A 24664-nucleotide genomic window follows, 5' to 3' on the forward strand; every position below is an offset into this window, starting at 1 on the left:
AGGTGTCATTTGTGCGAGACGTTTCTCGCTTGCGGGTCGCAAAGATACGCTCCCAATCACCACCCTTGCAAGTGTTTCTCAACTTTGATTCAATCTTTTTTCAACTTTGATGAAAAGTTGCGCGATCACCGATTTTCGCCAAACTTTTACAAGGTGTTTCGACTGGTTTACAGAACCGCTCAAACCAACTGATTCAGATTCATTGCAGAAAGCAGGCTTTGGTCGCTTCAGAAAACTCTCGGAGCTACCCAAATCAGAGCAATATCCGGGTAAAGCAGATGATTCTTTGACTTGATACCATATATACAGGTGTATTACTTCACGAAGTCATGGAATTGAAGACCCTGTACTTAGCTCTTTCTGCATAGGGTATACTTACGCCAACGCCTAATCCAGTCGCTACTATTGGTTTTCGCTCTTACTATCCGCTAAGTTTTCGCATTACGTTGTGCACGCCTACGGCTTAGCAAGGAGAAACCAGGAGGGCCCCGGCATGATGGCTAATGGCTCAACAGAGCTCTTCGGGGCTTTATGGATATTTATAGTACACGAGAAAAGGAAAGCCCCTACCCTGCTTACAGTAGAGGGAGGATAGGTAAGAGATCATCCCGGGTTACGCTCAACCTTCTTTGCACCTGCGTCCGCGCCGCTGCCTTATGTTACGCTATCCTGATGATTATTGGAATATTAATGGTTGCCAGCAGATATGGCGTTATGGGTGTCTGATTCTGGCTCCCTGGCCGCGCGAAATCGTATACCATATATATAAGGTCTCTCAGAAAACAAAAAACCGGGCCGCCAATTAAGGCGACCCGGGCAAATCCATGTCCCGCGGACCGCGCGGAACCTGAGCTGATTTAACCTTCTTACATACTTTGCAGGAAGCTTAAATCCTCTTTCATGGGATTGCAGGAGTTGCAAAGTCTGCAACTCCTGCAACACATTTATACAGAAACCGGCTTAACGGTTTTCACGATCCGTGCAGCAACCTTGTAGGGGTCTGCAGCGGAGTTAGGGCGACGGTCTTCCAACCAACCTTTCCAGCCGCGCTCAACGGTAGCAACCGGAATACGGATGGAGGCACCACGGTCAGAGATACCGTAGCTGAACTCGTGAATGCTCTGTGTCTCGTGAAGACCAGTGAGACGGAGGTGGTTATCGTGGCCGTAAACCTCGATGTGTTCCTTAGTGACAGGGCGGAATGCTTCACATACCTTCTCATAGTCTTCCTTCTTTCCACTTTCGCGGAGGAAAGAGTTGGAGAAGTTAGCGTGCATACCGGAACCGTTCCAATCACCGGGTACAGGCTTACATTCGTAGTTGATGACGACACCGTACTGCTCGGCCACGCGGTCGAGAAGGAAACGTGCGAGCCAGATCTGGTCACCTGCTTCTTTTGCGCCTTTGGCGAAGGTCTGGAATTCCCACTGACCAGGAGCAACTTCGCAGTTGATACCTTCTACGGTCAGGCCTGCGTCGAGACAAGCATCAAGGTGCTCCTCGATGATCTCGCGGCCGTATGCGTTGGCTGCGCCAACGGAACAGTAGTACTGGCCCTGGGGAGCGGGGTCGCTGCCGTCTGCGGGGAAGCCGAGAGGCTTATTGGTCTCGGGGTCCCAGAGGAAGTATTCCTGCTCGAATCCAAACCAGAAGTCTTTGTCCTCATCCTCGATGGTAGCACGAGCGTTGGATGGGTGCGGGGTGCCGTCGGCACTGAGCACCTCGGTAAGAACGATGTAGCCGTTCTTGCGCTGAGGGTCGGTGATGATGGCAACGGGCTTGAGCAGACAGTCGGAGCTGCCGCCGGAAGCCTGTTGGGTAGAAGATCCGTCGAAGGACCACATCGGACAGTCTTCGAGCTTACCGCTGAAGTCTTCGATGATCTGGGTTTTGCAGCGCATCTGCTGCATGGGCTCGGAACCGTCGAGCCAAACGTACTGTAGCTTATGTTTAGTAGCCATAGTTAGAAAGGAGTTTGTGAGGTTAAATCAGAAATAAATGAAATTTGGGCGAGGCCGCAGGTGCAAGGTGAGTTTTGAGAGGAGAATAGTCATTAAGGGAAGTTTCCTTTGCTGAGTTCTGCCTTAAACCGTTGCCTTGCACCCGCATCCGTGCCCGCTATTGTCGTTTTTAGAAAGTGTACACAGCAGCGAGGATGAAAGCAGCTACGCTGTTATCATCTGCGGAAGGGAAAATGCCACTGGGCTGAGAATCAAATACGACCTGATCGTTACCAGAGTCGAAGCGTACTTCAGGGATGATGGTGAGGGGACCAACCTTATAGTTGCCACTGAGAGTGAAAGCAGTGACAGAAGGAGCGTCTCCCGTAACTCCTTCGGCTAGTTTACCCGTGAAGTACTCACCGCGGAAACCGAGGTCGAAGCCATCAGAAATTCCAACGGTTGCGTAAAGTGCAGCTCCGGTGAAACCGTCAACAGTGCTGCCATCAACACTGCTTGTTTTGTCGGATACGTTCAGGCCGAGCATGAACGTTTCGCTGACTTCGTAAGTTGCGGTCAGGTCAACCTGGAAACCAGACTGATCGAGATCGTCGGTTTCACCTTCAGCCTCCTTGCCGGCAAGGAAATTGAGGTAAGCTGCGAGGTTACCCGTTTCGGCGCTGAGCTGAGCACCAATGTGCTTACCTTCTACGTCGTCGAACTTGCTATCGGTGTCATTAAAAACACCAACCATTGCACCAAAGCCCTCAGCGATGGCGAAATCAGCTTTGATACCCGTGTGGAAGAAAGGGCCGTTGCTGAAAAGGTAGCTCGTAGAGTAGTTTACATTGATCGGGTCAATGACTTCGTATCCGACGAAGGTACCAAAGTTACCGAGGGTGAAGGTAACGAAATCGGAAGGTGCGTAAGTTACGAACAACTGCTGAACTGCAGGAACGTCTCCGTTGGCTGCCTCTGCACGGGGCCCGAAACCAAGCTGAGCGACGAAGCTCACCTTTTCGAATTCCTGAGCGAGGGTAACATTAGCCATACCGATGGTGAACTCGTTAGCCCGGTCAGTGAAACTGGTTGGGAAAACGAGTGGTAGTTCGCTATCAGCTCCTTCGGTGAAGTTTTGCTGGTAGTAAACGTCAGCAAATCCACTGATTTGGAGACCTGGCGTTTCTTCTTCCTCTTTTTCTTCGTCAGCGGGTGCAGTCACCGGGTCTGCTGCGGGCAGATCGGCGCTCACCTGAGCGAAGAGAGTAGTGGAAGAAAGGAGCATGAATGCGAGCGTAAATTTGAAAATTGTTTTCATCGTTGGAGTAAAGTTTAATATCCGTGGTGATAGTGAGGTGATATTTCATTCCGGATATGGACTTAACCCCTGGGTAATTGGCAAATTGAATTCGCTGTCATACCTTTGATTCTTTACCAGTTCTCCCTTCCGGATAAGAAGAGAGAATTGATAAGAGAAAGATCCTTAGTTGGGGGCGGTTCAGTCCGTTTCCGGCGGGCCCGTTTGACGTTGCAGCGTCGGCGGGCCTTTTTTGTAGTGATGGTTTCGGCCCGTTAGCAGATCGAGGCATTTACCTCTGCTGGCTAACGGGCCAAAATCACATTTTATCCTTCAGTAAGTTGGAAGATTCCGTCCTCTTTACCGTCGGTGTAGGCGTGCATATCGTGCTCGCCGATGTCGAGTCCTTTGAGTTCCTCTTCTTCGTCTACCCGGATGCCCATGATTGCTTTGAGTGCACCCATGATGCCGAAGCTGGCGAGGAAAGAGAAAGCACCTACAGCAAGGGTACCGATAAGCTGGGTAACGAAACTGTGCTCTGGGTTAGTAGAGAAAATTCCTACCGCAAGGGTACCCCAGATACCACATACACCGTGAACGGAAGTTGCACCAACGGGATCGTCGAGCTTGAGGGTTTTATCGAAGAAGACAATGCTAAGGGGAATGATGATACCAGCGATGGCACCCACCAGGATAGCGCTGCCACCGGTGAAGCTGTCGGCACCGGCAGTTACACCTACGAGACCACCGAGGATACCGTTGAGTACCATGGAGAGATCGTAAGACTTGAACATGAAGTAAGCCACGAAGAAGGCGGCAACACCACCAGCTGCAGCAGCGAGTGAAGTGGTTACGAATACGAGTGAAACGCCGTTGGGGTCAGCACTCAGGACAGATCCGCCGTTGAAGCCGTACCAGCCGAACCAAAGGAGGAAAACACCGATAGCTGCCAAGGGCATGCTGTGGCCGGGGATCGCGGTAATGCGGCCATCACTTTTGTACTTGCCCTTGCGCGCACCGAGCAGGATGATTGCAGCGAGAGCGGCAAAGCCACCAGCCGCGTGAACCAGAGTAGAACCGGCAAAATCGTAAAAGCCCATTTCGGCGAGCCAGCCACCACCCCAGTGCCACATACCTGTGATTGGGTAGCTGATGCCAACGAAGAGCGTAGCGAAAAGCAGGAAAGGAACAAGTTTGATTCGCTCAGCTACGGCACCGGATACGATGGTGGCACAGGTAGCGGCAAACATTGCCTGAAAGATGAAGTCGGAGTAGCCCGTGTAAGCTGAGCCACCTTCAGCAGCGGCGGCGTAATCGGCTACGGCGCTTCCGGCCCAGTCGAGAGGGACGAAGAACTTCCCTACGAATCCTCCTTCGTAGCCCTCACCGGGGTACATAAGGTTAAATCCAATCACGAAGTAGGTCAGCAGACCGATACAGATGATCATCGAGTTTTTGAAAAGGATATTGACTACGTTCTTCTTCTGAACGAAGCCAGCCTCCAGGCTGGCAAAGCCTAGGTGCATAAGGAAGACGAAACAAGTCGCCACCAGGATCCAGAGGTTATTTACAGTGAATAATGCTTCCATAGCAAAAAAAGGTATTTTGTAAGAGTGTGTTAGTTGAAAAAGTCGGGCCTGGAGCCGGTTAGCTAGCGGAGAAGGAAAAGAGGTTCCATCCGCTGCCTGGCATGCTGGCTCGGTTACAATCTGGTCTTACAAGGTTGGGGCTGGGGGGGGATGGAGGGCCGGCAACGGCTCGTCCTGTGGCGAAGGTGGTTAAATCTCGCTCTTAAGTGAAAGTCTGAAAAGTAAAAATTAGATAGCGCTCTCGTTTTCTTCTCCGGTGCGGATACGTACTACGCGTTCGATGTCGAAGATGGAAATTTTTCCATCCCCAACCTTGCCGGTGCGGCCTGCGGACGTGATGGCGCCGATAATGGCGTCTACTTTGTCGGTGGGAGCAAGCAGATCGAGTTGAAGGCGCGCGATGTAATCAGCGTCGTATACACTACCCCGGTAAGTGAGTTGTTCGCCACGCTGGAGGCCAAAGCCCTTTACTTCGGAAAGAGTAAAGAACTTGACGTCGATTTCAGCCAAAGCATCACGGACGGCCTCGAATCTTGAAAGGCGAATAATAGCTTCGATTTTCTTCATTAGAATCTTTTTGTTCGATATCTCCTTGGTCAGTGGAAAAATAAACGTACAGTGAATTAAAAAGTCTAAATGGTTCGGGGGTTGGAAAAAGCGAAAATTAATCTTCCCGCTTTGTTGAAAGCAAATATGCATTGGCTTGGAGGTCCCAGTGTAGTCAGTTAAATTTACTTATCGTTACAACCAACCAAGCACTTAATCACCTTACAAGCTGATTATCAAAGACTTAAAACTTTCGATCTGCTCATGGCCACCGCAATAAAAAATCAGGTATTTAGGCTTGTCAAATCTTTGACCAAGGCTGAAAAGCGCAATTTCAAGCTTTTTGCCACCAGAGCAGGAGCGACAACAGACAATAAATTCATCCGCTTATTTGATGCGATCGATAAGTCTCCAGCTCCGGAAGACAGCCTTCTCGTGAAGCAACTCAGCATCACATCCGGCAAGTTGAGCAACCTCAAACGCCACCTTTACCAACAAGTCCTGACCAGCCTGCGGCTCATCTATATCAATAAAGAAATAGACATTGAACTCCGGCAACAAATTGACTTCACCCGAATCCTCTACGGCAAGGGACATTACCTCGACTCGCTGAGGCTCCTGGAGCGGGCTAAACTCACGGCAGTAAAGCACAATCAGGATTTGCTGCATCTCGAGATCCTCGAATTTCAGAAACTTATCGAGGCGCGGCACGTGACCCTCTCACGTCAGGTCGACAACAAAATGGACCTTTTGCTCAAAGAATCTACCGAGTGCAACCAGAGTGTTCTTAACAACAGCGAGTTGTTCAACATCAACATCCAGGTACACGGCCTTTATATAGAACACGGTCACAGCCGGACAGCAGAAGAGCTGGCAGAGAACGAAGAATTCTGGACCAACACACAGAAGCGGATGGCTCGCAAAGGCCCATCGGACTATACTTTCCACCAAAAAATCAACCGGTCTCAGGCGACAATGTGGTTTCACTACATACAGCTGGACTTCAGAGAAGCCCTGGACGACGCCGTGGAAGCCTCCAACATGTTTTACCTCAACCCTCAAATGATGGTTAAGGACCCCGATCTTTACCTGCGTTGTCTTTATTACGTTTCTATGCTGGGTTACCTCACCAAAGATGAAACGACCGTAAGGCGAAATGTAACTAAGATGGACAAGTTTCTGAACGGAGATGATGTTCTCCTGAATGGCAACTCCCGTCAGTTGGGTGAGACCTACCTCAATCTCTCCCGCTTCAATCACCTTTTTATGACCGGCGATCATGAAGAAGCATACCAACTCAGTCAGAAAATTCTTGCGCAGCACACCCTCGGGGAGTTCCTACCCTCTTCTCACCGCTGGGCGCTGTTTCTTTTCAAGTTTGCGGCAGCCTGCTTTCTGGTAAAGCGCTTCGACGAAGCGCTCGATTACCTCAACGAAATAATAAACATGCGCAGCGGAATTTTCCGTGAAGATCTGCTCATCAACACCCGTTTGCTGCACGCGCTCTGCAATTTTGAACTAACCAATTACTCCCTCGTCGATTATCACCTCAATTCTGTAAGCCGGTTACTGAACCGCAGTAAAGAGACCGCCCAGGTACATAAGCTATCCGTTTCGGGGCTGCGCCGATTGCTGAAAACACCGATTGCGGAGCACCAACAGGTTTACACCGTGTTGCAGGAAGAGATCAATAGTGTTGCCGACCAGGCTTTTGAACGTAAAGCATTGATCTACCTCGACCTGAATTGGTGGTTAAACAGCAAACAATAATATCTGGTGTTATCTTTAAGCATATACTACTGGACATTTTTGATTTTCTACCTCACCCTCCGCCCCCTCCAGCAAGCTTCGCTTTAAGGCTCAGCGGAGAGGGAACCAAAAATGTCCAGTAGTATGCTTTAAGCATTAACCTCTGATCAACTAAAGCATGAGTCTTTCTAAGTCCCGCCACCTGATGGCGCTGTTACCTTTAATTGTAGCAACCTTCTTCCTTGGTAATTCCGGTGGTCCGGCGTCCAACGGAAACTTCTATACCGGAGCGCCAAAATTCGGTGGCGGAACCGAAAGAACCTGCAGTGTTTGCCACAGCACCGGCGACTTCGGCCAACCGGAGATCAACGTATCCTTCGCGCTGGACGGTGTTCCAACAGACCTGACAACCTACACTCCGGGCGCCACTTACCGGGTTACCGTAGCAGTTGGCTACGGGGCCGCGGCTCCGGCAGCTTACGGATTCAGCTCTCAGTTTCTGACCACAACCGCCCCGGCTCCTGAAGTGGCAGGTGCCGCGGCCAATCCGGATGCGGCAACCCAAGTCATCACCGGCGACGGCGGACGCGTGTACATTGAGCAAAATGCAGCGAATCAGGACAGTACGTTTTCGTTCGACTGGACGGCTCCTGAAGCCGGGGCAGGCCCGGTGGAATACTACGTGGTGGGTAATCTGGTCAACGGTGCTTCCGGTACACTTGGCGACAACGGCAGCACCGAGCCTACTGTAATCACACTGGCAGAAGGTTCTCCCTCTGGCCTGCGCGACATTGCGGTTATTCCACACAAGTTATATCCCAACCCAACCGCAGGAGTGGCGAACCTTACCTTCGATGCTCCCGGTACCGGAGCGTACCAACTCAGCATCCTCGGCCTGGACGGCAAAGTGCTGCGCGACCAACAACTTTCGCTTTCAGCCGGGGCCAATAGCTTGCCCTTGCCGGTGGCTACGTTGAAACCAGGCGTGTACATTGTGCAGCTCAGCGGTACCGACGGCCGTCTCACGTCGCGCCTCGCCGTGCGTTGATCAGCTAACCGATTCAGGGCGCTGACGCAGGTGCAGGCAAGGTTCTCAAAAAACGTTCTTTGCACCTGCGGCCCCGCCCTGATGAACCAGCCGGGCCAAAGTATCGTTGAGTCAGAAAAACAATAACATGCCAGGATTTACCCTCACCAGCAAAGAATTTACCGGACAGGTTCCAATTGAAAACGTATACGATGATTTTGGCGCCGGCGGCGGCAACCGCAGCCCCCAACTCAGTTGGGAGAACGCTCCCGAAGGCACCAAAAGCTTCATCATCACCTGCTACGATGCCGATGCCCCCGGCCCCGGCTGGTGGCACTGGTGTGCCTTCAACATCCCCGCCGGAACGCGTGACCTGAGCACGGGAGACAGCAAAGCTTCGATGCCCGGTGCTACCGTACAAACAAAAAACAGCTACGGTAGTATTGGCTACGGTGGTGCCTGCCCTCCTCCCGGAGATACCGCCCATGCTTATCATATCACCATTTATGCACTAGATACCGAAGCTTTAGAGCTCGACGAAAACGCCAGTCCCGCCATGGTGATGTTCATGGCTGATTCCCATATTATCGGCAAAGCCGGCATTACTGCTTACTACGCTCGCTAAGCACCATGATCAACGGCGCGATGGTTTTTACCAACCATTCCGTTTAAATATACAGCTGCTTAACCTTCAGGTAAACTTTACATTCGGATCGCGAATTTTCGCTTACATGTAATTAACTTTGTGAGCAACTTAATCAACCAGGTCTTCTTCAGATCGTGGTATACGCGGTCGTTGGGATCAACATCACTAGTTTACATGAAGCTTTCTACTTTTTTTGCGCTGCTGCTCATATGCTGCGCTACGTCTGGTCTTTCGGCCCAGGCAACTACTTCGGCATTGACCGGCAGGATTACGGATTCCGACGGTACCGGGCTCATTGGTGCCACAATCAAAGCCATTCACACCCCAACAGGTACAGTTTATGGCAGTGCGGCACAAAACGACGGCTATTACACCATTTCTAATATGCGCATTGGTGGCCCGTACACCGTTACGGTAAGCTACCTTGGTTTTACCTCAAACACCACAGAAGGTATCATCCTGAAGCTGGGTGAGAAACTCACCTTCGACGTAGCCATGCTGGAAGATGGTGAGACACTGGACGAAGTTGTCGTCAGCGCCCGTAAAAACAGCGTCATCAATAGTGACCGGACCGGAGCGGCTACTCAGATTAGTTCTGATGACCTTCAGCGTTTGCCGACCATCAGCCGTTCGGCATCAGATTTCACGCGTCTGACGCCGAGTTCTGATGGCAACAGCTTTGGCGGTCGTAACGACCAGTACAACAGCTTTACACTAGACGGGTCGATCTTCAACAACCCATTCGGTCTCGATGAAGCAACTGCTGGTGGTCAGTCCAATGCTCAACCTATTTCATTGGATGCCATCGAGCAAATTCAGGTTAGCCTGGCACCTTACGATGTGACCCAGGCTGGCTTTACCGGCGCCGCAGTAAACGCTGTGACCAAGAGCGGAACCAACGAATTCAGCGGAACAGTTTACGGTTTCTACCGTAATGAAGGCCTTACCGGAGGTAAGGTAGCAGGAGATGAAATCTTCCAGCCCGAACTCAACCAGCTTCAGACCGGAATCAGCATTGGCGGTCCTATCATCAAGGATAAACTTTTCTTCTTTGCCAACTTCGAAGCAGAACGCCGTGATGATCTGGGCAGTGAGTTTTTGGCCAACCGCGCCGGTCTTTCCGGCGATCAGGTCAGCCGGGTAGAAGCCAGCGACCTCGATGCCATCTCATCTGCGCTTAACAGCCGCTTCGGTTACGAAACAGGCGCGTACGAAGGCTACACCCACGAAACCGACAATGAGAAAGGGCTCTTCAAACTGGACTGGAACATTGCCCCCGGAAATACCCTGACGGCAACTTATAACTTCCTGGACGCCAGCCGCGACCTCAACGCCAACCGCTTTGCTCTTGGCCGTCGTGGCCCGGACGCACAGACGCTTCAGTACGCGAATTCCGGCTACACGATCAACAACAAGATTCAGTCGGGCATTGTGGAATGGAACAGCCTCTTCGCCGACAAATTCAGCAATAAGCTACAGGTGGGCTACACCGACTACGAAGACTTCCGTGAGCCGGACAGCAGCCCCTTCCCCAGCCTGATCATTCAGCGCGATGGTACCAACTACATTGTAGTGGGTCACGAGCCCTTCTCGATCAACAACCGTCTTGATCAGAACGTACTTCAGTTTACCAACAACCTGCAGTACTTTGCGGGTAAACACACCTGGACCGCAGGTGTCAGCTTCGAGAAATTCCAGTTCGACAACAGTTTCAACCTCGGTGCTTACCCTGGTGTGTTCGGCCCCGTAAACGGTGCTGCTCAAAGCAGCCCTCAGGCTTTCCTCGACTCACTTAATGCTGGTGCGTTTGACGCGGCAGTTCAGGCCGCTCAGGATGCATTTGCCAACGGCAATGGTTCCGGAACGGGGTACAACGGTTCCAACTGGGCCCTGGCCGAAACAAACGTTGGCCAGCTCGGACTTTACCTGCAAGATGAGATTGCCCTCACCCCTGACCTTACGGTTACCCTCGGTCTTCGCCTCGATAAGCCGCTGTACTTTGACACCGACGAGAAGATTCAGGAGAACATTGACCGCAACTGCTGTTACGACCCGTCCATCGTTTACTACAATGAGGACAATGAGGCCGTAACCTTCAATCACACCGATCTTCCCGAAAGCAAATTCCTGTTCAGCCCACGTTTGGGTTTCAACTGGGATGTGAAAGGAGACCAGACGATGCAGCTCCGGGGCGGGTCCGGTCTGTTTACCGGCCGTTTCCCCTTCGTATGGATCGGCAACCAGGTTGCCAACCCTAACTTCTTCTTCTATAACATGACCGCACGGAACTTTGAGTTCCCACAGGTTTGGAGAACCAACCTCGGTGGCGATTTTGCCGTAGGCAATGGCTGGACGATCACTTCTGACTTTGTTTACACCAAAGACGTCAACTCCGTCCTTGTACGTAACTACGGACTGCGTACTCCCGAAGGAACCCTCCCCGGCCCCGACGACCGCCCTGTCTACCGGTCAGAGGAAGACCGCGCTCTGGTATTCGGTGCTCCGACCAACGCTTACGTATTCACCAATACCGACATTGGCCGCAGCATCAACGCCAGCGTTGAGTTGAAGCGCAACTGGACCAACGGATTGTTTACGAGCATTGCTTACAACTTCAACGACACCCGCGAGGCATCCTCCATTGAAGCAGAGATCAGTTCCGATGCTTACGAACGTAACCCGGCCCTCGGCAACATCAACCAGGCGGTACTTTCTCCAAGTCTTTACGGCAACCGCCACCGGGTAGTTGGTAGCGCTTACCGCGCCTTCAACTACGGCAGCGCTGACCAGTGGACAACAACTATCGCTGTCTTCTTCCAGTACGCTCAGGGCAACCGCTTCAGCTACACTTACAACGGCGACATCAACAACGACGGTTCCGGGCTGAACGACCTCCTTTACATTCCGACCAGCAGCGAACTTGCTGGAATCGCCTTCGTTGGCGGCGAAGAGCAGCGGAATGCATTCAATGCATTCATCGAGCAGGACGAATACCTCAACGAGCGCCGCGGCGACTACGTGGAGCGCTACGCGATCCTCAGCCCCTGGTACTCTAACTGGGATCTTCGCCTGGCACAGAAGATCAACCTGAGTGGTAAGAAGCAGATTGAATTTACGTTCGACATCCTCAACGTAGGCAATCTGCTGAACAGCAACTGGGGTGTACGTGAACTTCCGTCTACTACTCAGCCAGTAGGTGTAAGCATCCAGGAAGACGGCACCCCGCTGTACTCCTTCGATCCGACGCTGACCAGTACCTTCACCAACGACTTCAGCCTGCTGAGTCGCTGGCAGGGACAGATGGGCCTGCGCTTCCGCTTCTAAAAGAGCGTATTTTGAGCAGGATCCCGAATAATCGGGCCCTGAAACAAGAATCCCCCGGTTGCCATCAGGCAGCCGGGGGATTTCTTTTCAGTCGAGGTAACGTTGGGTGAGCCCTTGGTAGGCATCGATTCTTCGATCCCGGAAGAAAGGCCAGATGCGGCGGACATCTGCGGTCCGGCCGCGATCGATGGTGACAACGGTGGTCACCTCTTCGTCTTGTAGAGCCTGCCAGAGGTATTCTCCCTGCGGGCCGGCCACGAAGGAAGAGCCCCAGAACTGGATTCCGTTAGTAACGCTGCTCGGGTCGTCTTCGAATCCGGTTCGGTTGACGGAGACGACAGGAAGTCCGTTCGCAACGGCATGAGCGCGCTGAGAGATCAGCCATGCATCCCGCTGCCGAGCCTGCTCCTCCTTGCTGTCGGTAGTTTCATAGCCAATAGCAGTCGGGTAAATCAGCAGTTCGGCCCCGGCCAGTGCCATCAGGCGGGCTGCTTCGGGGTACCACTGGTCCCAGCAGACCAAAACTCCGAGCTTACCGACACTGGTCTGGACCGGCTTAAAGCCCATATCACCCGGCGTGAAGTAGAATTTCTCGTAGTACGCCGGATCATCCGGGATGTGCATCTTGCGATACTTACCGGCAATCGAGCCATCTTTTTCAATCACTACTGCGGTGTTGTGACAAAGGCCGGGAGCTCTCTGTTCGAACAGAGAAAGCACTAAGACGCAATCGATTTCCCGGGCGAGCTCACCGAAGTAGTCGGTGCTGGGGCCAGGGATGGTTTCCGCCTGATCAAACACGGTGGTATCTTCCGTTTGGCAGAAATACAAACCCGTGTGAAGTTCCTGAAACACGATCAGTTCTGCACCATCGGCTTTGCACTTACGAGCTTCTTCGGCCGACTTAGTAATGTTGGTGGCGCGGTCGCCGGTGTTGGATTGTTGGACTATGCCTACGTTAAGAAGGTTGGGCATAAGGCACTGAATTTTACACAAATAGTCAGGCAGTAACCTGTACTACCTGACTATTCGTATGATTAACTATTTGAGGGAACGACTTACTCTTCCCCGTCGTAATCGTAAGGTAGTCGCTTCGAATCCTTCACCGTAGAAAGTGTCATCAGCGTCTTCAGCCGCTCGATCTCGTCGATCTGCTGAAGGGTTTTGAAGAGCAGGCGTTCGTAGGTTGGGATGTCTTTACAGACAATCTTAATCAGGAAATCCGCTTCTCCGGTGATGATGTAGCACTCAGTGATTTCATCGATGGTTTCCACCTGAGAAAGAAAGCTTTCTCTGGCCTGGTTCTTCCTCCAGTCGAGAGAGACGAGGACAAAAGTTTTGACCATCAGGCCAATCGCTTCGGGAGTAACCTGAGCGTGATAGCTATTAATGACGTCGTTCTGCTCCAGCTTTTTCACCCGCTCGAGAGTAGGTGCAGGGCTGAGGCCAATCCGCTTGGAGAGGTCGAGGTTGGTGATCTTGCTATTGTCCTGAAGAATTTTCAGAATGTGAAGATCGATCTTATCTAATTTATCAGACATAACTTATGTTAGGGAAGGTTGGTGCGGCGAAGATAGCCGCACCAACTATTATTTCATAATTTCGCTTGAAAAAGTATAAAATTTCCCAAACTGCACACTATGGCCAAATTCCGAGTGCGATGTAATCGCTTGATATCTTACTGATTGCCAGTGCAAAAGCGGCCGTGCGAAGATCTTTGATCTCTGCGTTGTCGGCATACATTTTATACACCTGCTGGAAGCCGGTGATCATTGTTTCTTCAAGTCCTGAACGCACCAGGTCGATTTCATCGGCTCCGCGGACAATCATATCGCGGTCTCTGTCGCTGATTGTTTTGCCCGTTGTGGCTTCAATTTGATCAACAATCCGTCGGTAAGCGCGCTCATCAAAGCGCTTTTCCAACCGGCCGAAGCGCATGTGGCTAAGGTTTTTGAGCCATTCGAAGTAGCTCACGGTAACACCACCGGCGTTGAGGTAAATATCGGGAATTACGATTATGCCACGATCAGCCAGGATGGCAGCGCCGTCGGCAGTTACGGGGCCGTTGGCTGCTTCGGCGATAATTTTGGCGCGGACGTTGGGAGCATTCTCAGCGTCGATCTGATTTTCAAGAGCGGCAGGAACGAGGATATCACAGTCGAATTCCATCACGGCCCGGCGCTTGTCTTTGCCATAAATGCGGGCGTCCGGATAGCTCAGGATGCTTCCGTGGTGAGCACGGTGACGCAGCAGCGCGTGGATATCGATGCCGTCGGGGTTATAGATGGCACCTTCAACTTCGGATACGCCGATGATTTTGACGCCACCTTCATCCTGGCTGATGGTTGCGGTATGAGAGCCCACATTACCAAGACCCTGGATAACCATGGTTTTACCTTCGATGCCTGGCTCGAGCCCGAGCTTGTCCATCAAATCTTTGTTGTTGCACGCTTCGCGGATACCGTAGAATACACCACGGCCGGTTGCTTCCGTACGGCCACGAACACCGTTCTGGTTAACGGGCTTACCGGTTACACAACCTGCAGCGTTAATATCATCCGGGTGAAAAGAGCGATAAGTATCGTAGATCCAGGCCATTTCGCGGCTGCCGGTTCCGTAGTCAGGAGCGGGTACATCAACGGCGGGGCCGATGAATTTGCGACGAATCAATTCGGTGGTATAGCGGCGGGTGATTTTTTCCAGATCCTGTTCGCTGTACTCCCAGGGGTTGATCTTTACTCCGCCTTTCGCTCCGCCAAAGGGCACATCAACGATGGCACATTTGTAAGACATGAGCGTTGCCAGGGCAACAACTTCGTCCTGATTTACGTGGTTCGAATACCGGATACCACCTTTGGTGGGGCTCCGGTGGTGGCTGTGCTGGGCACGGTAGGCTTCCAGCACCTCCACTTTTCCGTTAATCTTTACCGGGAAGTGGATTTGGTAGACACCATTGCAAACTTTGATTTGCTTAAGAAGGCCTTCGTCCAGGCCGGTGTGCGGCGCGGCGGCGTCAAAATAGCGATTTACGCTATCAAGAAATGAAACATTTTTAGGCATGATTATCAATTTGGTTTTCTAAATCATTCAGGCGGCGGTCCAGCCGCCAGAGGTAAAAGGCAATACCCAGGAACACCACGACGATTACCGCCACTACAACGTAGAGTTTACCGATGCTGCGCAGAAAGTCCGCCGGTGGTTCAGCGGCGGATTGAGCACAGATGGTGGCAACGGCAAAGCAAAGTAATATGGTGGAAGTAATACGGGCCATAAGGTTCCGGACAAATTGGTTAGGTTAGCAAAGGTAGGTATTACCAGCGGGGCTAAATGTAGCTGTTTGACACGGAATTAAGATTGTTTACGCGAAAATGATTTTCAGCGCCCCCTTACTTCTTTTTCCGGGCGCGGCCGCAGGTGCAGAGAAAGGTAATGGCTTCGGACTGCCCTACTTACCGTTTCGCGGATGATTTCGGAGCGATCATGACCTGCAAATCCTGCCTGATCACTGCTGCTTCACGTTACCGAACGGACAGCCTGAGGCTGGCCACCGCTGCTCAATTGTAATACTGTTTGAGACTTGCTTAAGTTCAGGGATGATCCTTTCATCGAAAAGCCATCCAGGTTCATCGAATTGGTTTCGGCCAACGATCAGTTACAACGACATTAGTGACAACGAATCAAAAACACGAACTATGAAAATCGCAAGCATCAGTATCGGCAACAACGTCATCGAAACCTACAACAGCATGTGGACCGGAGTAGAAACGGTTTTCTTCAATGGTGTTCAGGTGAGCAAGCAGTTCAACTGGTTCGTTGGGATCCATGAGTTTGAGGTCGTTGCCGATGACGGCGTCAACACGGATTATTACCGCGTGGAGTTCCGGACCGATTTCAGCTCAGCTCAGTACATCAAGACCGATATTTTCAGGAACGGAGAGTGCATTCTCGATCAAACCGGCAAACACTACCGTTACGCCGCTAACGCACTGCCCGCCATTCCTAATCATCAGAAAAGACACGACGCACGCGGACGCGAGCGGGTGCCCGCTCCGCTATACCGGGAGGAGGACCTGGTTTGATCAGTCTGAGCGAAGAGCCCTATCCAATTAAGCATCAGGCCAGCAGCCCGAGCAGAAACGCCAGTGTATCGACTCCGTCTGCATAATCGGCAAGAGCTGGCTGCTGCGCCTGTCCGTAGCTGAATACGGGCAGGTCTACATTGAGAAAATCAGGAAAAGTAACCACGAGTTGAATTTCATCGCGTTGCTCTTCCAGTTTCGTGACGAGTGCCGCTACATCCGGATAGTATTCAAAGTGTAGCGTTCCGATTCGTGACGGGATGGCTTCGGCTTCGAGTACCATCAATGGCCCGGTCAGGTGAAAGCTCTCCTTGTTGAGGGTAGTAAGCGCGTAGTTGTAGTCGAAGTTATTCTTCCATTTGGTGTGGTTCTGCAGGTTCTTCCATTCGTGGAAGACGTGCAACAGCGGATCAAAATCGTATCCTTCCGGCACGTAAAGTTTACTTACGTTGCGGCACCCCAGGCCAAAATACTGAAAGACGTCGTTGCCCAGTGCCCGCATCTGTTCTTCGGTTTCCTCGCCGGAGAGCACCGCAACCGCGTTGCGGTTCTTACGGATGATGTGAGGGACTTTAGCAAAGTAAGTCTCGAAGTAGCGCGCGGAGTTGTTAGACCCCGTAGCGATTACGGCATCGTAGCCCCCGAGATTATCGACAATGTCGAAGTAGCCGGTGGCGCGTTCATCGGATTGGGCCAACAACTTGATCAGGTAAGGCAGGACGTACTCGTCTTTACTGCTCAGTTTGATCTGGGCTTTGTGCCCGGCAACGTAAACGCAGAGTATGTCGTGAAAGCCGACCAGTGGTATATTTCCGGCCAAAACCAGTCCTACTGTTTTACTTCCCTCACCGTTTGGCCCGGGTTGTGGCACAAAGCCTTCTCCGGCAATGGGGATGATCTTGTAGCCGTTCAACCAATTGTTAAGCTTTTCTTCGGAGAGGAATTCTTCGGCAATTGCTTTTACGGAAGCTTGCTGGTTTTCCAGCGTAAACCAGGCGTTGTTGAACAACGTCCGCTTTTGCAGGGCGGTCAGAAATTCGTCCTCCGGTCCGGTGAGATGAGCAGCCAATTGGTGCAGGGTGCTCAGGCGTTCTTGTAGGGTCATTGTCATTGCGCCGCAAAGATAACATGGTCGGCTTTAATCTATTCAGGGGAGCTACTGCTGTGTATATCAATGGTCCGCTATAGTTTGTAGCTAATAAGATAACTTCACTTCCGTGCTGCCAGTCTTTGCAGGGGCGTAACAGCGTCATATCTCGTCATACATCTTGTCTAACATGCCTGCCGGCGACTTTCTTTCGCTTCGCGTCTACTCCGTGGTGACGGGGCAAAGAAGCAAACCCCTCAGGCTGTGTCTCCGGCTGATCACTAATTCGGTCACTGCTGGCCTAAAAAGCAAAAACTCGCCATCAAATTTGCCCTTCGAAGTCTTGGGACCGTTGGGTTTAATAGCCTTTCGGAAATGCAGCCGCTCCGTTTTGGCTCATACAGTTTGCTTTTTTGACGGCCATCAGCAACCGAATTAGTGGCCGGAGCCAAAGCCGAAGTCGCTTCACAATGAAAATAGTCGAAAGTGTCGGTGGAGGAGTTTTACTCCGATTAAACTTCTATGTACCAATTACGCGGCCAGAGGCCGCTCATCCCCGCTGTTCACCGGAGGTGAAGGCGGCCGGGGACTATAACTTTTCCTGGATGCTCCAAGCTCCGTAACAGAAAGCAACGCACATAGCTGCGACACTCCGATTCGGCCTTGGCACCAATTTCAACGATCAGCCGGTGATACACACCTTATTCCTCCATCGTTCCTTAGGGCTGTTCTCCGAACAGTTCCCGCATCCGGGCGACGTTGCGCTCCGGAATTGCATCCACATCCGGGTAAGCCGCTACGGCATCTGCAACACTGCCCGTGCGTAGCAATTGCAGAACGGGATATGGTGCGCGGTTGGTGAGGTTACCGGGATCGTCTTGGGCTACGCCCTCGAAGCAATAATCGGGATGGAAGTGCGCCAGCTGGACCAGTTCAATAGCACCGCTGTTAGCAAGCGCGTCTTCGAAGGTGTAGACGAAATCGAGGAAGGTTTCAAAATCGGCGAGTAGCTCGCCGGGAAAAACAAGGAGACTGGTCTCCAGGGTATCCGGCTCTTTGTCCAACAAACTCTGCACCTGCGCCAGCGCCGCATAGAAAGCCTCCTCGAAATCATTCGATTTGATTTCCTTTGCTCCTACCCTGCCCTCGTTGAACGGCAATGCCGCAAAGGGGCACAGCGCGTGGCGAATGACGAAATCTTTTACCCAATCAAGGGTTTCTGCGGTTGGCCTCATGGGTGTGGATCGCTTTGCTTGCGGTTTTCGATGTAGTTGCGCCAGCGGTCAATCATCTGCTGCATATCGTCGGGCAAATCACTGTCAAACGACATCCGCTCTCCGGTTACGGGGTGCGTGAAGGCAATGCTTTTGGCGTGCAGTGCCTGACGCGGACAGAGGTCAAAACAGCGCTCCGCGAAAATCCGGAATTTGCTGTAAACGGTTCCTTTCAGGATGCGGTCTCCGCCGTAACGGGCGTCGTTGAAGAGCGGATGGCCGATCGATTTCATGTGCACCCGAATCTGGTGGGTCCGGCCGGTTTCAAGCTTAAGCTCGAGTAGCGAAACGTAGTACAATCCTTCCAGAACCTTGTAATGGGTAATGGCGTGTTTGTGGCCTTCTTCGGGCTCATCGTATACCCGGTATTTCTGCCGGTTCTTGGCATCACGGCCGATGTAGGCATCGATTGTAGCTGCCATTTCTTCCGGTTCTCCCCAGCAGACGGCCTGGTATGTCCGTTCGATGCTGTGGTCGAAAAACTGCTTGGCCAGGTGGGTCATTGCCTCGTTGGTCTTGGCAATTACGAGCAGGCCCGAAGTATCCTTATCGATGCGGTGAACCAGGCCAACCCGACTATCGTCGTTGCCGGCCAGTGTCGGTAAATCTTCCTGCCCGAGATAAAAAGTAAGTGCATTAACCAAGGTACCATCGCGGTGGCCGTTGGCGGGGTGTACCACCATGCCCGGCGGCTTATGAACGATCATTACGTGATCGTCTTCGTAGCGGATGTCGAGCGGAATATCCTGAGGCGTCGGGGTTCTGCTTTCGTCCTCCGGGCGGTAGCGGGGAATTTCGATGGTGATCAACTCTCCGGGGCTGAGTTTATGGTTGACTTTCACTTCTTTGCCATCGACCCTAATGGTTCCGCCTTTGATACCATTCTGTATCCGGTTACGGCTGACCTTGGGCAGCTTGTCGGTCAGGAACTTATCGATACGGGTCGGCTGCTGGCCGGGGTCGACGAGAATCTCCTGGGTTTCAATGTGGTCTACGGGATACTTACTTTGCATTCCGCAAAGGTACTTATAAGTGGTTTGGGAATTTATTACTTGTTGTTATCAGTGCTGGCCACGTTGAGAAGTCCCTCCGAAATATTGGTTTCGCCTGGTTTTTTCACCTGTCCGCCATGAATAGAAACTGCCAACAGACACTAATTACCGCCTTTGCACAAGACTATTTATAAACAGACCGGCAGAGCGTTTCACCCCATTCATTAAGTGTAAACACTACTTTACCTCCTCCGGCCAGAGGGACCCGCCGGAACTCCAGCTTTCGGGCGGCGACCGGTCCTGTACAGTGCAGCACTCCGACAACCTGATTGTCGTGCACCTGAACCGAAAAAGAGACGGGCTCAGCGAAGTTGTTCCTGATCAGGAGGTCGCGGTAGCCGTACACGACGGTGGCGTCTGCCCCCAACGGCGTGAAGCGCTCGTCGTCTTGGTAAATATCGGCAGAATGGTTGTGTCGTTCCAGAATTTCCAGCCCGGAAAGAAGCGACAGGTGGTATAATAAGCCGGAGAGCTGGCAGAGTCCGCCCCCGAAATCTTCTCTTAGTTCTCCTCCGATCAGGTTACGGCCGGGCAAAAAGCCACGGCGGGCCGTAGGCGGGCCAACGGCCCGCCAGAAAGAGAAAGTCTCCCCCGGCCGAACAACGTACCGCCCTACCCTCTCGCCCCCAAGGCGAAGGTTGGCCAGTTTGTTTTCGTAGAGGTAACTGCGCCGGACCGGCTGACTTAAAACAACCCGCTGCGGCACGAAAGAAGGGGCCGCAGGCTTCGCAAAGCGTATATTTTCGTTGCCCCACCGGTACTGTACAAACCTTTTGAGCAATTGCCAGCTTATTTTAACCCGGCGGGGAGTCATCTGACGCAGTGTCATCTCTTTTCGATTACGTAGACCCGGTAAGAAGCCACTGTTTTCAGCGGTGTACGGCAAAGCAGGTTATCGATACCCACGAGCGCGCCGCGTAGCCGTTTCGGGACCCGGTGAACGGGGAAAGCAGCCACCCCACGAACGGCTTTCAGCTTCCAGGTAGTCCCGAGCAACACCCGGACATCATGATCCGTGAAGGCGTTTGCGCCGTGCCAGTTGTTTTGCTCACGCCCCAGCAAAGAGCGGCGCTCCTCCGAGGGAACGTCGAAGATCAACTTGCCGCCTGGTTTAACAATGCGGGCGGCTTCCCAGAGGAGGGTTTCCAGATCAGACCATTCCAGGTGCATCATGAGGTGAAAGCAAATCACCGCGTCGAAACTCCCCCGTGCGAACCTGGTCTTGAGGGCGTTTTCCACCGCAAACTGCTTGTCCGGGTTATTGGCCCTCGCTACGGAGATCATTTGCGGACTGAGGTCGGCCCCTACGGTACAATACTCCATGAAACGCCCGGTTCCGCAGGCGAGGTTGAGCACCGACCGATCTTCGGGAGGGCCGAGATAGCGGTCTAAGACCGCAGTCTCCTGCTGGTGGATGTAACGTCCGTAGGAGTTACCGAAGCGGTCGTGATCGTAGTTAGGAGCAAGTTGATCGTAGTAAGTTTTTACGGCAGCGTTCATGAGTGGGAGTGTTTTTGTTTACTCCAAAGTTAGCCCCTCAACGAGCCGGTTTTTGGGCTGTTTAGCAAGTGTCCGTCTTTCGTGCGTATGCGCAGCCATACGCAGAATATTCGTCGGGGCGGCATTCCGGTCAGTCGTAGAAATAAGCGGCAACATAGCCTGCTCCGATCAGGAAGTTAGTGTACAACCAGTAGTTTCCAGGGGCGAATACGACGGCGGCTATTCCTAACAGAAAGAACAGTGCGGCAAAAATCAGGTAGTTCCGTTTATTGGTTTTTTCCTTTCTTGAATTCATTTGGTCAGCTTACTGAAGTCATTTCCCGTGAGGAGTTTCACGTTGTCCGTTATCCAATCAAGTGGCTGGTCCCACCATTTCAGTTCGAGGAGTTTTTCGATGGTTTCATCATCGAAGCGCTGCTTGATCTCCCGGGCGGGGTTTCCGCCTACGATGGTGTAAGGAGCTACGTCTTTCACTACGGTTGCATTGGCGGCAATGATGGCGCCGTCCCCGATAGTAACACCGCTCATGATGGTGGCGTTGTAGCCAATCCACACGTCGTTGCCGATAACCGTGTCCCCTTTTTTGGGGTAATTCCGGTCTTCCATGGCCTTTTCCCAGCCATCGCCGAAGATGGCAAAGGGGTAAGTGGATACCGCTTCGGTGAGGTGATTTGCTCCACTCATGATGAAGGTTACGTCGGAGGCGATCATACAGAACTTACCGATGATCAACTTGTCGCCTACGAAGTCGAAGTGATACTTCACATTTTTCTCAAAGTTCATCACGTCTTCAAAATCGTCGTAGTACGTAAAGTCTCCGACGATGATGTTGGGGTTGGTGATGATGTTTTTCAGGAAGCAAAGGCGATCGTAGTGCGCGAGCGGAAACTTTGTGGTAGGATTCGGCATTTTCCTTGATTTTATTTTGGCGGGAACGCAGGTGCAAAACAGGTTAAGCAGGATCCAGCCGGAAATCCGGGACCGGGCTCACGGCCCGTCCGGATCAGATTAAGAGATTTTCCTCGCTGTTTAATTCAGAGCGCCCGGACCACAGCAAAACCACCGGCAATATATCCCTCCTCAGGAGAACTAAAGGCAAGTATGATCAGAAATCCATCTTATAAAAAAGGCAATGGCGTATGTTTGCGCCGCCGGCGAGGTGCAACTTACTCTGATCAACAAGCATTTTATGCACGCAACCAACGGTAAAACCTCTTCGGCTCCTAAACTGAAACAGTCATGAGTAAAAGAATATTAACAGGTATCCAGAGTAGCGGAACCCCCCATTTGGGTAACATCCTCGGTGCCATCGGCCCTGCTATTGAAATGTCTGAACGCGCAACCGAAAAGTGCTTTTATTTCATCGCAGACATGCACTCCCTGACTTCCCTCAAAGATGCTCAGACCCGAATTGATAACACTTACTCTGTAGCCGCAACCTGGCTGGCACTGGGTCTCGACATCGAGAAGCACCTCCTCTACCGCCAGTCCAAGATTCCTCAGGTGAGCGAGCTGTCCTGGTACCTGGGCTGTTTCATGCCCTTTTCCCGGCTTTCGCTGGCGCACTCCTTCAAGGATAAATCGGACAACCTCGAAGACGTAAACGCCGGCCTTTTCACCTACCCGGTATTGATGTGTGCCGATATTCTTCTGTACGACGCAGCTTTTGTGCCCGTAGGGAAAGACCAACTGCAGCACGTAGAGTTTGCGCGCGACGTTGCGCGCAGGATCAACAGTCATTACAAGAAAGAGGTCTTTGTGATACCAGAAAGCAAAACAAGTGAAGACGTGATGATCGTTCCCGGCATCGATGGCCGGAAGATGAGCAAATCATACAACAACTTCATCAATATCTTTCTGCCGGAGAAGAAGCTCAAAAAGCGCATCAACAGCATCGTAACTTCCTCTACCCCCGTCGAAGAGCCCAAAGATCCCGACACCTGCAACGTATTCAACATCTACAAGCTGATGGGAGCTGCGGAGCAAACCGAAGCCCTGCGCGCCAACTACCTTGCCGGAGGTTTTGGCTACGGAGCCGCTAAAAAGGAGTTGTTCGAACTGGTCATGGATCGCTATGCGAAGCCACGTGCCGAATACGACAAGTACCTCAACGACCTGACGGAACTCGAAAGGCTTTTGCAGAAATCCGAGCAGCAGGCTACAGAACTTGCCGACCGGAAGCTCCTCGAAGTCCGGGAAGTTCTGGGCTTTAAGTAGGCTCAGGTACGTTTTACAAGTCGGTTTACCCTAAAAGCATGGCCCAACAGATGATCTGTTGGGCCAACTCTTTATGCTTCCACCTCTTTTAGTGGTACATTCCCATCCTGATGTCTCCACTAGCCGTGGCCTTCCTGGCCACCACTTTTCTTACCATCTTTCTTTTTGTCCGGTCGCACCGCGATCCCGGGCCGCTGGCTTTTTATTTGTCGGGTTATGCTGCGCTGCAGTACGGAATTGCTACCACTGGCTTTTACGAAAACACCGAAGTTCTGCCGCCGCCTTTCCTGCTCAACGTGGTGCCAGCCATAGTATTTGTTATCTGGTTGTTTGTTGCGCAGCGGGGAAAAGCCTTCGCGGCAGGTTTTATGCCTGATCGTTTACTATGGGTCCATTTCGTTCGCATGCCGGTAGAACTCATCTTATTTGGGCTTTTCACCGCCGGCCTGGTCCCTGAAGTGATGACCTTCGCTGGCAGCAACTTCGACATTCTGGCCGGCCTTTCCGCCCCCGTTGTCTGGTATTTGGCTTACTACCGAAAGCTGATGTCACCAGCGTTGCTGCGGGCATGGCACATTGCAGCATCCCTTCTTCTGCTTAACATCGTGGCTTCGGCTGTTCTATCCGTTCCACTTCCCATCCAGCAGTTTGGTCTCGAGCAGCCTAACCTGGCGTTGCTGATGGCTCCGTACAATTTATTGCCTGCAGTAGTGGTTCCACTTGTTATTGTCGGGCACATTGCGGGATTCCGGACAGAGCGTGGAGAAGTAGCCCAAAAACCGGCCTAAGCTTGACCCAATTCTGACCATGCCCGAGGGCGGGTAGCGTACCTTCGCAGAACGTTACGCAAACTGTATTTTATTCGCACTTTGCTTTCGTAAAACTTTCCCCTGCACCCTGCGTGCGCGCCCAAAAGATTCTTGCCATGAAAAAGACATATATCATCGCCATCGTAATGGTTGCAATTGCCGCCTTTATTGCCAGCAATGCTTTTGCAGAAGGTGGAGTTGCGCCCTACGCCAATTTCAGTAAGGCTGCCGAAACCGGAGAATCCGTGAAACTTGTCGGCACCCTCGTGAAAGACAAGCCGATGGTGTTCGAGCCCCTCAAAGATCCCAACAAATTCAGCTTCTTCCTCGAAGATCAGGATGGTACTGAACGTGAAGTCATCCTGCTTAAAGGGAAACCCCAGGACTTCGAAATGTCTGAATCCATCGTCCTCACCGGTCGGATGGAAGGCAGCCAGTTCATCGCCAAAGACATCCAGCTGAAGTGCCCCAGCAAGTATAAAGACGAAGAATCTATGATCAAAGGATTGGTAGAGTAATTCTACTGCT

Annotated in this window: 23 protein-coding genes; 8 read left to right on the forward strand and 15 right to left on the reverse strand. The window is 52.1% G+C overall.

Going from position 1 to position 24664, the window contains the following annotated elements; genetic code table 11:
- Nucleotides 1-944: 944 nt before the first annotated feature.
- The 4 genes from FUA23_RS15800 to FUA23_RS15815 form a co-directional block, all read right to left on the reverse strand.
- Complete coding sequence (locus tag FUA23_RS15800; protein ID WP_147931729.1) at nt 945-1961, reverse strand: glutamine synthetase beta-grasp domain-containing protein; 1017 nt, start codon at nt 1959-1961, stop codon at nt 945-947.
- Nucleotides 1962-2130: 169 nt separating this feature from the next.
- Entirely contained in the window at nt 2131-3258 is a 1128-nt protein-coding gene (locus FUA23_RS15805) for an outer membrane beta-barrel protein (RefSeq protein ID WP_147931730.1), read from the reverse strand.
- Nucleotides 3259-3563: 305 nt separating this feature from the next.
- Nucleotides 3564-4826 (reverse strand): ammonium transporter, encoded by a 1263-nt coding sequence (locus FUA23_RS15810; RefSeq protein ID WP_147931731.1) that lies wholly within the window; start codon nt 4824-4826, stop codon nt 3564-3566.
- Between the two features lie 228 nt (nt 4827-5054).
- Entirely contained in the window at nt 5055-5393 is a 339-nt protein-coding gene (locus FUA23_RS15815) for a P-II family nitrogen regulator (RefSeq protein ID WP_147931732.1), read from the reverse strand.
- Nucleotides 5394-5681: 288 nt separating this feature from the next.
- Here FUA23_RS15815 and FUA23_RS15820 point away from each other — a divergent pair, with 288 nt between their 5' ends.
- The 4 genes from FUA23_RS15820 (at nt 5682) to FUA23_RS15835 (ending at nt 12118) form a co-directional block, all read left to right on the forward strand.
- Complete coding sequence (locus tag FUA23_RS15820) at nt 5682-7142, forward strand: hypothetical protein (protein ID WP_147931733.1); 1461 nt, start codon at nt 5682-5684, stop codon at nt 7140-7142.
- 157 nt (nt 7143-7299) lie between these two features.
- Nucleotides 7300-8169 (forward strand): T9SS type A sorting domain-containing protein, encoded by an 870-nt coding sequence (locus FUA23_RS15825; protein WP_147931734.1) that lies wholly within the window; start codon nt 7300-7302, stop codon nt 8167-8169.
- A gap of 127 nt (nt 8170-8296) precedes the next feature.
- Complete coding sequence (locus FUA23_RS15830) at nt 8297-8773, forward strand: YbhB/YbcL family Raf kinase inhibitor-like protein (protein ID WP_147931735.1); 477 nt, start codon at nt 8297-8299, stop codon at nt 8771-8773.
- A 195-nt stretch (nt 8774-8968) separates the two neighbouring features.
- Nucleotides 8969-12118 carry a TonB-dependent receptor gene (locus FUA23_RS15835; protein WP_147931736.1) on the forward strand — a complete coding sequence of 1050 codons (3150 nt, stop codon included), beginning with the start codon at nt 8969-8971 and terminating at the stop codon, nt 12116-12118.
- Between the two features lie 87 nt (nt 12119-12205).
- Here the strand turns inward: FUA23_RS15835 and FUA23_RS15840 are convergent, their stop codons facing one another.
- The 4 genes from FUA23_RS15840 to FUA23_RS15855 all read right to left on the reverse strand — a co-directional run bounded on the left by FUA23_RS15840 (nt 12206) and on the right by FUA23_RS15855 (nt 15389).
- Nucleotides 12206-13093 (reverse strand): carbon-nitrogen hydrolase, encoded by an 888-nt coding sequence (locus FUA23_RS15840; RefSeq protein ID WP_147931737.1) that lies wholly within the window; start codon nt 13091-13093, stop codon nt 12206-12208.
- Between the two features lie 83 nt (nt 13094-13176).
- Nucleotides 13177-13659 carry an Lrp/AsnC family transcriptional regulator gene (locus FUA23_RS15845; protein ID WP_147931738.1) on the reverse strand — a complete coding sequence of 161 codons (483 nt, stop codon included), beginning with the start codon at nt 13657-13659 and terminating at the stop codon, nt 13177-13179.
- Nucleotides 13660-13756: 97 nt separating this feature from the next.
- The gene (locus FUA23_RS15850) at nt 13757-15178 is read right to left on the reverse strand and encodes a Glu/Leu/Phe/Val family dehydrogenase (protein ID WP_187271088.1); all 1422 of its coding nucleotides are present in this window, start codon (nt 15176-15178) and stop codon (nt 13757-13759) included.
- A complete protein-coding gene (locus FUA23_RS15855) occupies nt 15171-15389 on the reverse strand; it encodes a CcmD family protein (RefSeq protein ID WP_147931739.1) in 219 nt (72 codons plus the stop codon). Before FUA23_RS15855 ends, FUA23_RS15850 begins: the two co-directional genes overlap by 8 nt.
- Nucleotides 15390-15810: 421 nt before the next feature.
- Here FUA23_RS15855 and FUA23_RS15860 point away from each other — a divergent pair, with 421 nt between their 5' ends.
- Nucleotides 15811-16197: a hypothetical protein gene (locus FUA23_RS15860; RefSeq protein ID WP_147931740.1), complete on the forward strand. Its 387-nt coding sequence runs from the start codon at nt 15811-15813 to the stop codon at nt 16195-16197.
- A gap of 34 nt (nt 16198-16231) precedes the next feature.
- Here the strand turns inward: FUA23_RS15860 and FUA23_RS15865 are convergent, their stop codons facing one another.
- The 7 genes from FUA23_RS15865 to FUA23_RS15890 form a co-directional block, all read right to left on the reverse strand.
- On the reverse strand, nt 16232-17308 hold the full coding sequence (locus FUA23_RS15865; protein WP_246144287.1) for an acyl-CoA reductase: 1077 nt from the start codon (nt 17306-17308) through the stop codon (nt 16232-16234).
- Nucleotides 17309-18003: 695 nt separating this feature from the next.
- Entirely contained in the window at nt 18004-18519 is a 516-nt protein-coding gene (locus FUA23_RS15870) for a DUF1415 family protein (RefSeq protein ID WP_147931741.1), read from the reverse strand.
- Complete coding sequence (locus FUA23_RS15875; protein ID WP_147931742.1) at nt 18516-19571, reverse strand: RluA family pseudouridine synthase; 1056 nt, start codon at nt 19569-19571, stop codon at nt 18516-18518. Before FUA23_RS15875 ends, FUA23_RS15870 begins: the two co-directional genes overlap by 4 nt.
- A gap of 163 nt (nt 19572-19734) precedes the next feature.
- Entirely contained in the window at nt 19735-20439 is a 705-nt protein-coding gene (locus FUA23_RS15880) for a VanW family protein (RefSeq protein ID WP_147931743.1), read from the reverse strand.
- Complete coding sequence (locus FUA23_RS15885) at nt 20436-21110, reverse strand: class I SAM-dependent DNA methyltransferase (RefSeq protein ID WP_147931744.1); 675 nt, start codon at nt 21108-21110, stop codon at nt 20436-20438. Before FUA23_RS15885 ends, FUA23_RS15880 begins: the two co-directional genes overlap by 4 nt.
- A gap of 130 nt (nt 21111-21240) precedes the next feature.
- Nucleotides 21241-21405 carry a hypothetical protein gene (locus FUA23_RS22395; protein ID WP_187271090.1) on the reverse strand — a complete coding sequence of 55 codons (165 nt, stop codon included), beginning with the start codon at nt 21403-21405 and terminating at the stop codon, nt 21241-21243.
- Complete coding sequence (locus FUA23_RS15890; RefSeq protein ID WP_147931745.1) at nt 21402-22019, reverse strand: CatB-related O-acetyltransferase; 618 nt, start codon at nt 22017-22019, stop codon at nt 21402-21404. Before FUA23_RS15890 ends, FUA23_RS22395 begins: the two co-directional genes overlap by 4 nt.
- A gap of 330 nt (nt 22020-22349) precedes the next feature.
- Here FUA23_RS15890 and trpS point away from each other — a divergent pair, with 330 nt between their 5' ends.
- The 3 genes from trpS (at nt 22350) to FUA23_RS15905 (ending at nt 24654) form a co-directional block, all read left to right on the forward strand.
- Entirely contained in the window at nt 22350-23327 is a 978-nt protein-coding gene (gene trpS, locus FUA23_RS15895) for a tryptophan--tRNA ligase (protein WP_147931746.1), read from the forward strand.
- A 110-nt stretch (nt 23328-23437) separates the two neighbouring features.
- Nucleotides 23438-24115, forward strand: a complete 678-nt coding sequence (locus FUA23_RS15900) for a hypothetical protein (protein WP_147931747.1) — start codon at nt 23438-23440, stop codon at nt 24113-24115.
- A gap of 137 nt (nt 24116-24252) precedes the next feature.
- The gene (locus tag FUA23_RS15905) at nt 24253-24654 is read left to right on the forward strand and encodes a cytochrome c maturation protein CcmE domain-containing protein (protein WP_147931748.1); all 402 of its coding nucleotides are present in this window, start codon (nt 24253-24255) and stop codon (nt 24652-24654) included.
- Nucleotides 24655-24664: the final 10 nt, after the last annotated feature.

It is taken from the genome of Neolewinella aurantiaca (assembly GCF_008014675.1).
GTDB lineage: Bacteria > Bacteroidota > Bacteroidia > Chitinophagales > Saprospiraceae > Neolewinella > Neolewinella aurantiaca.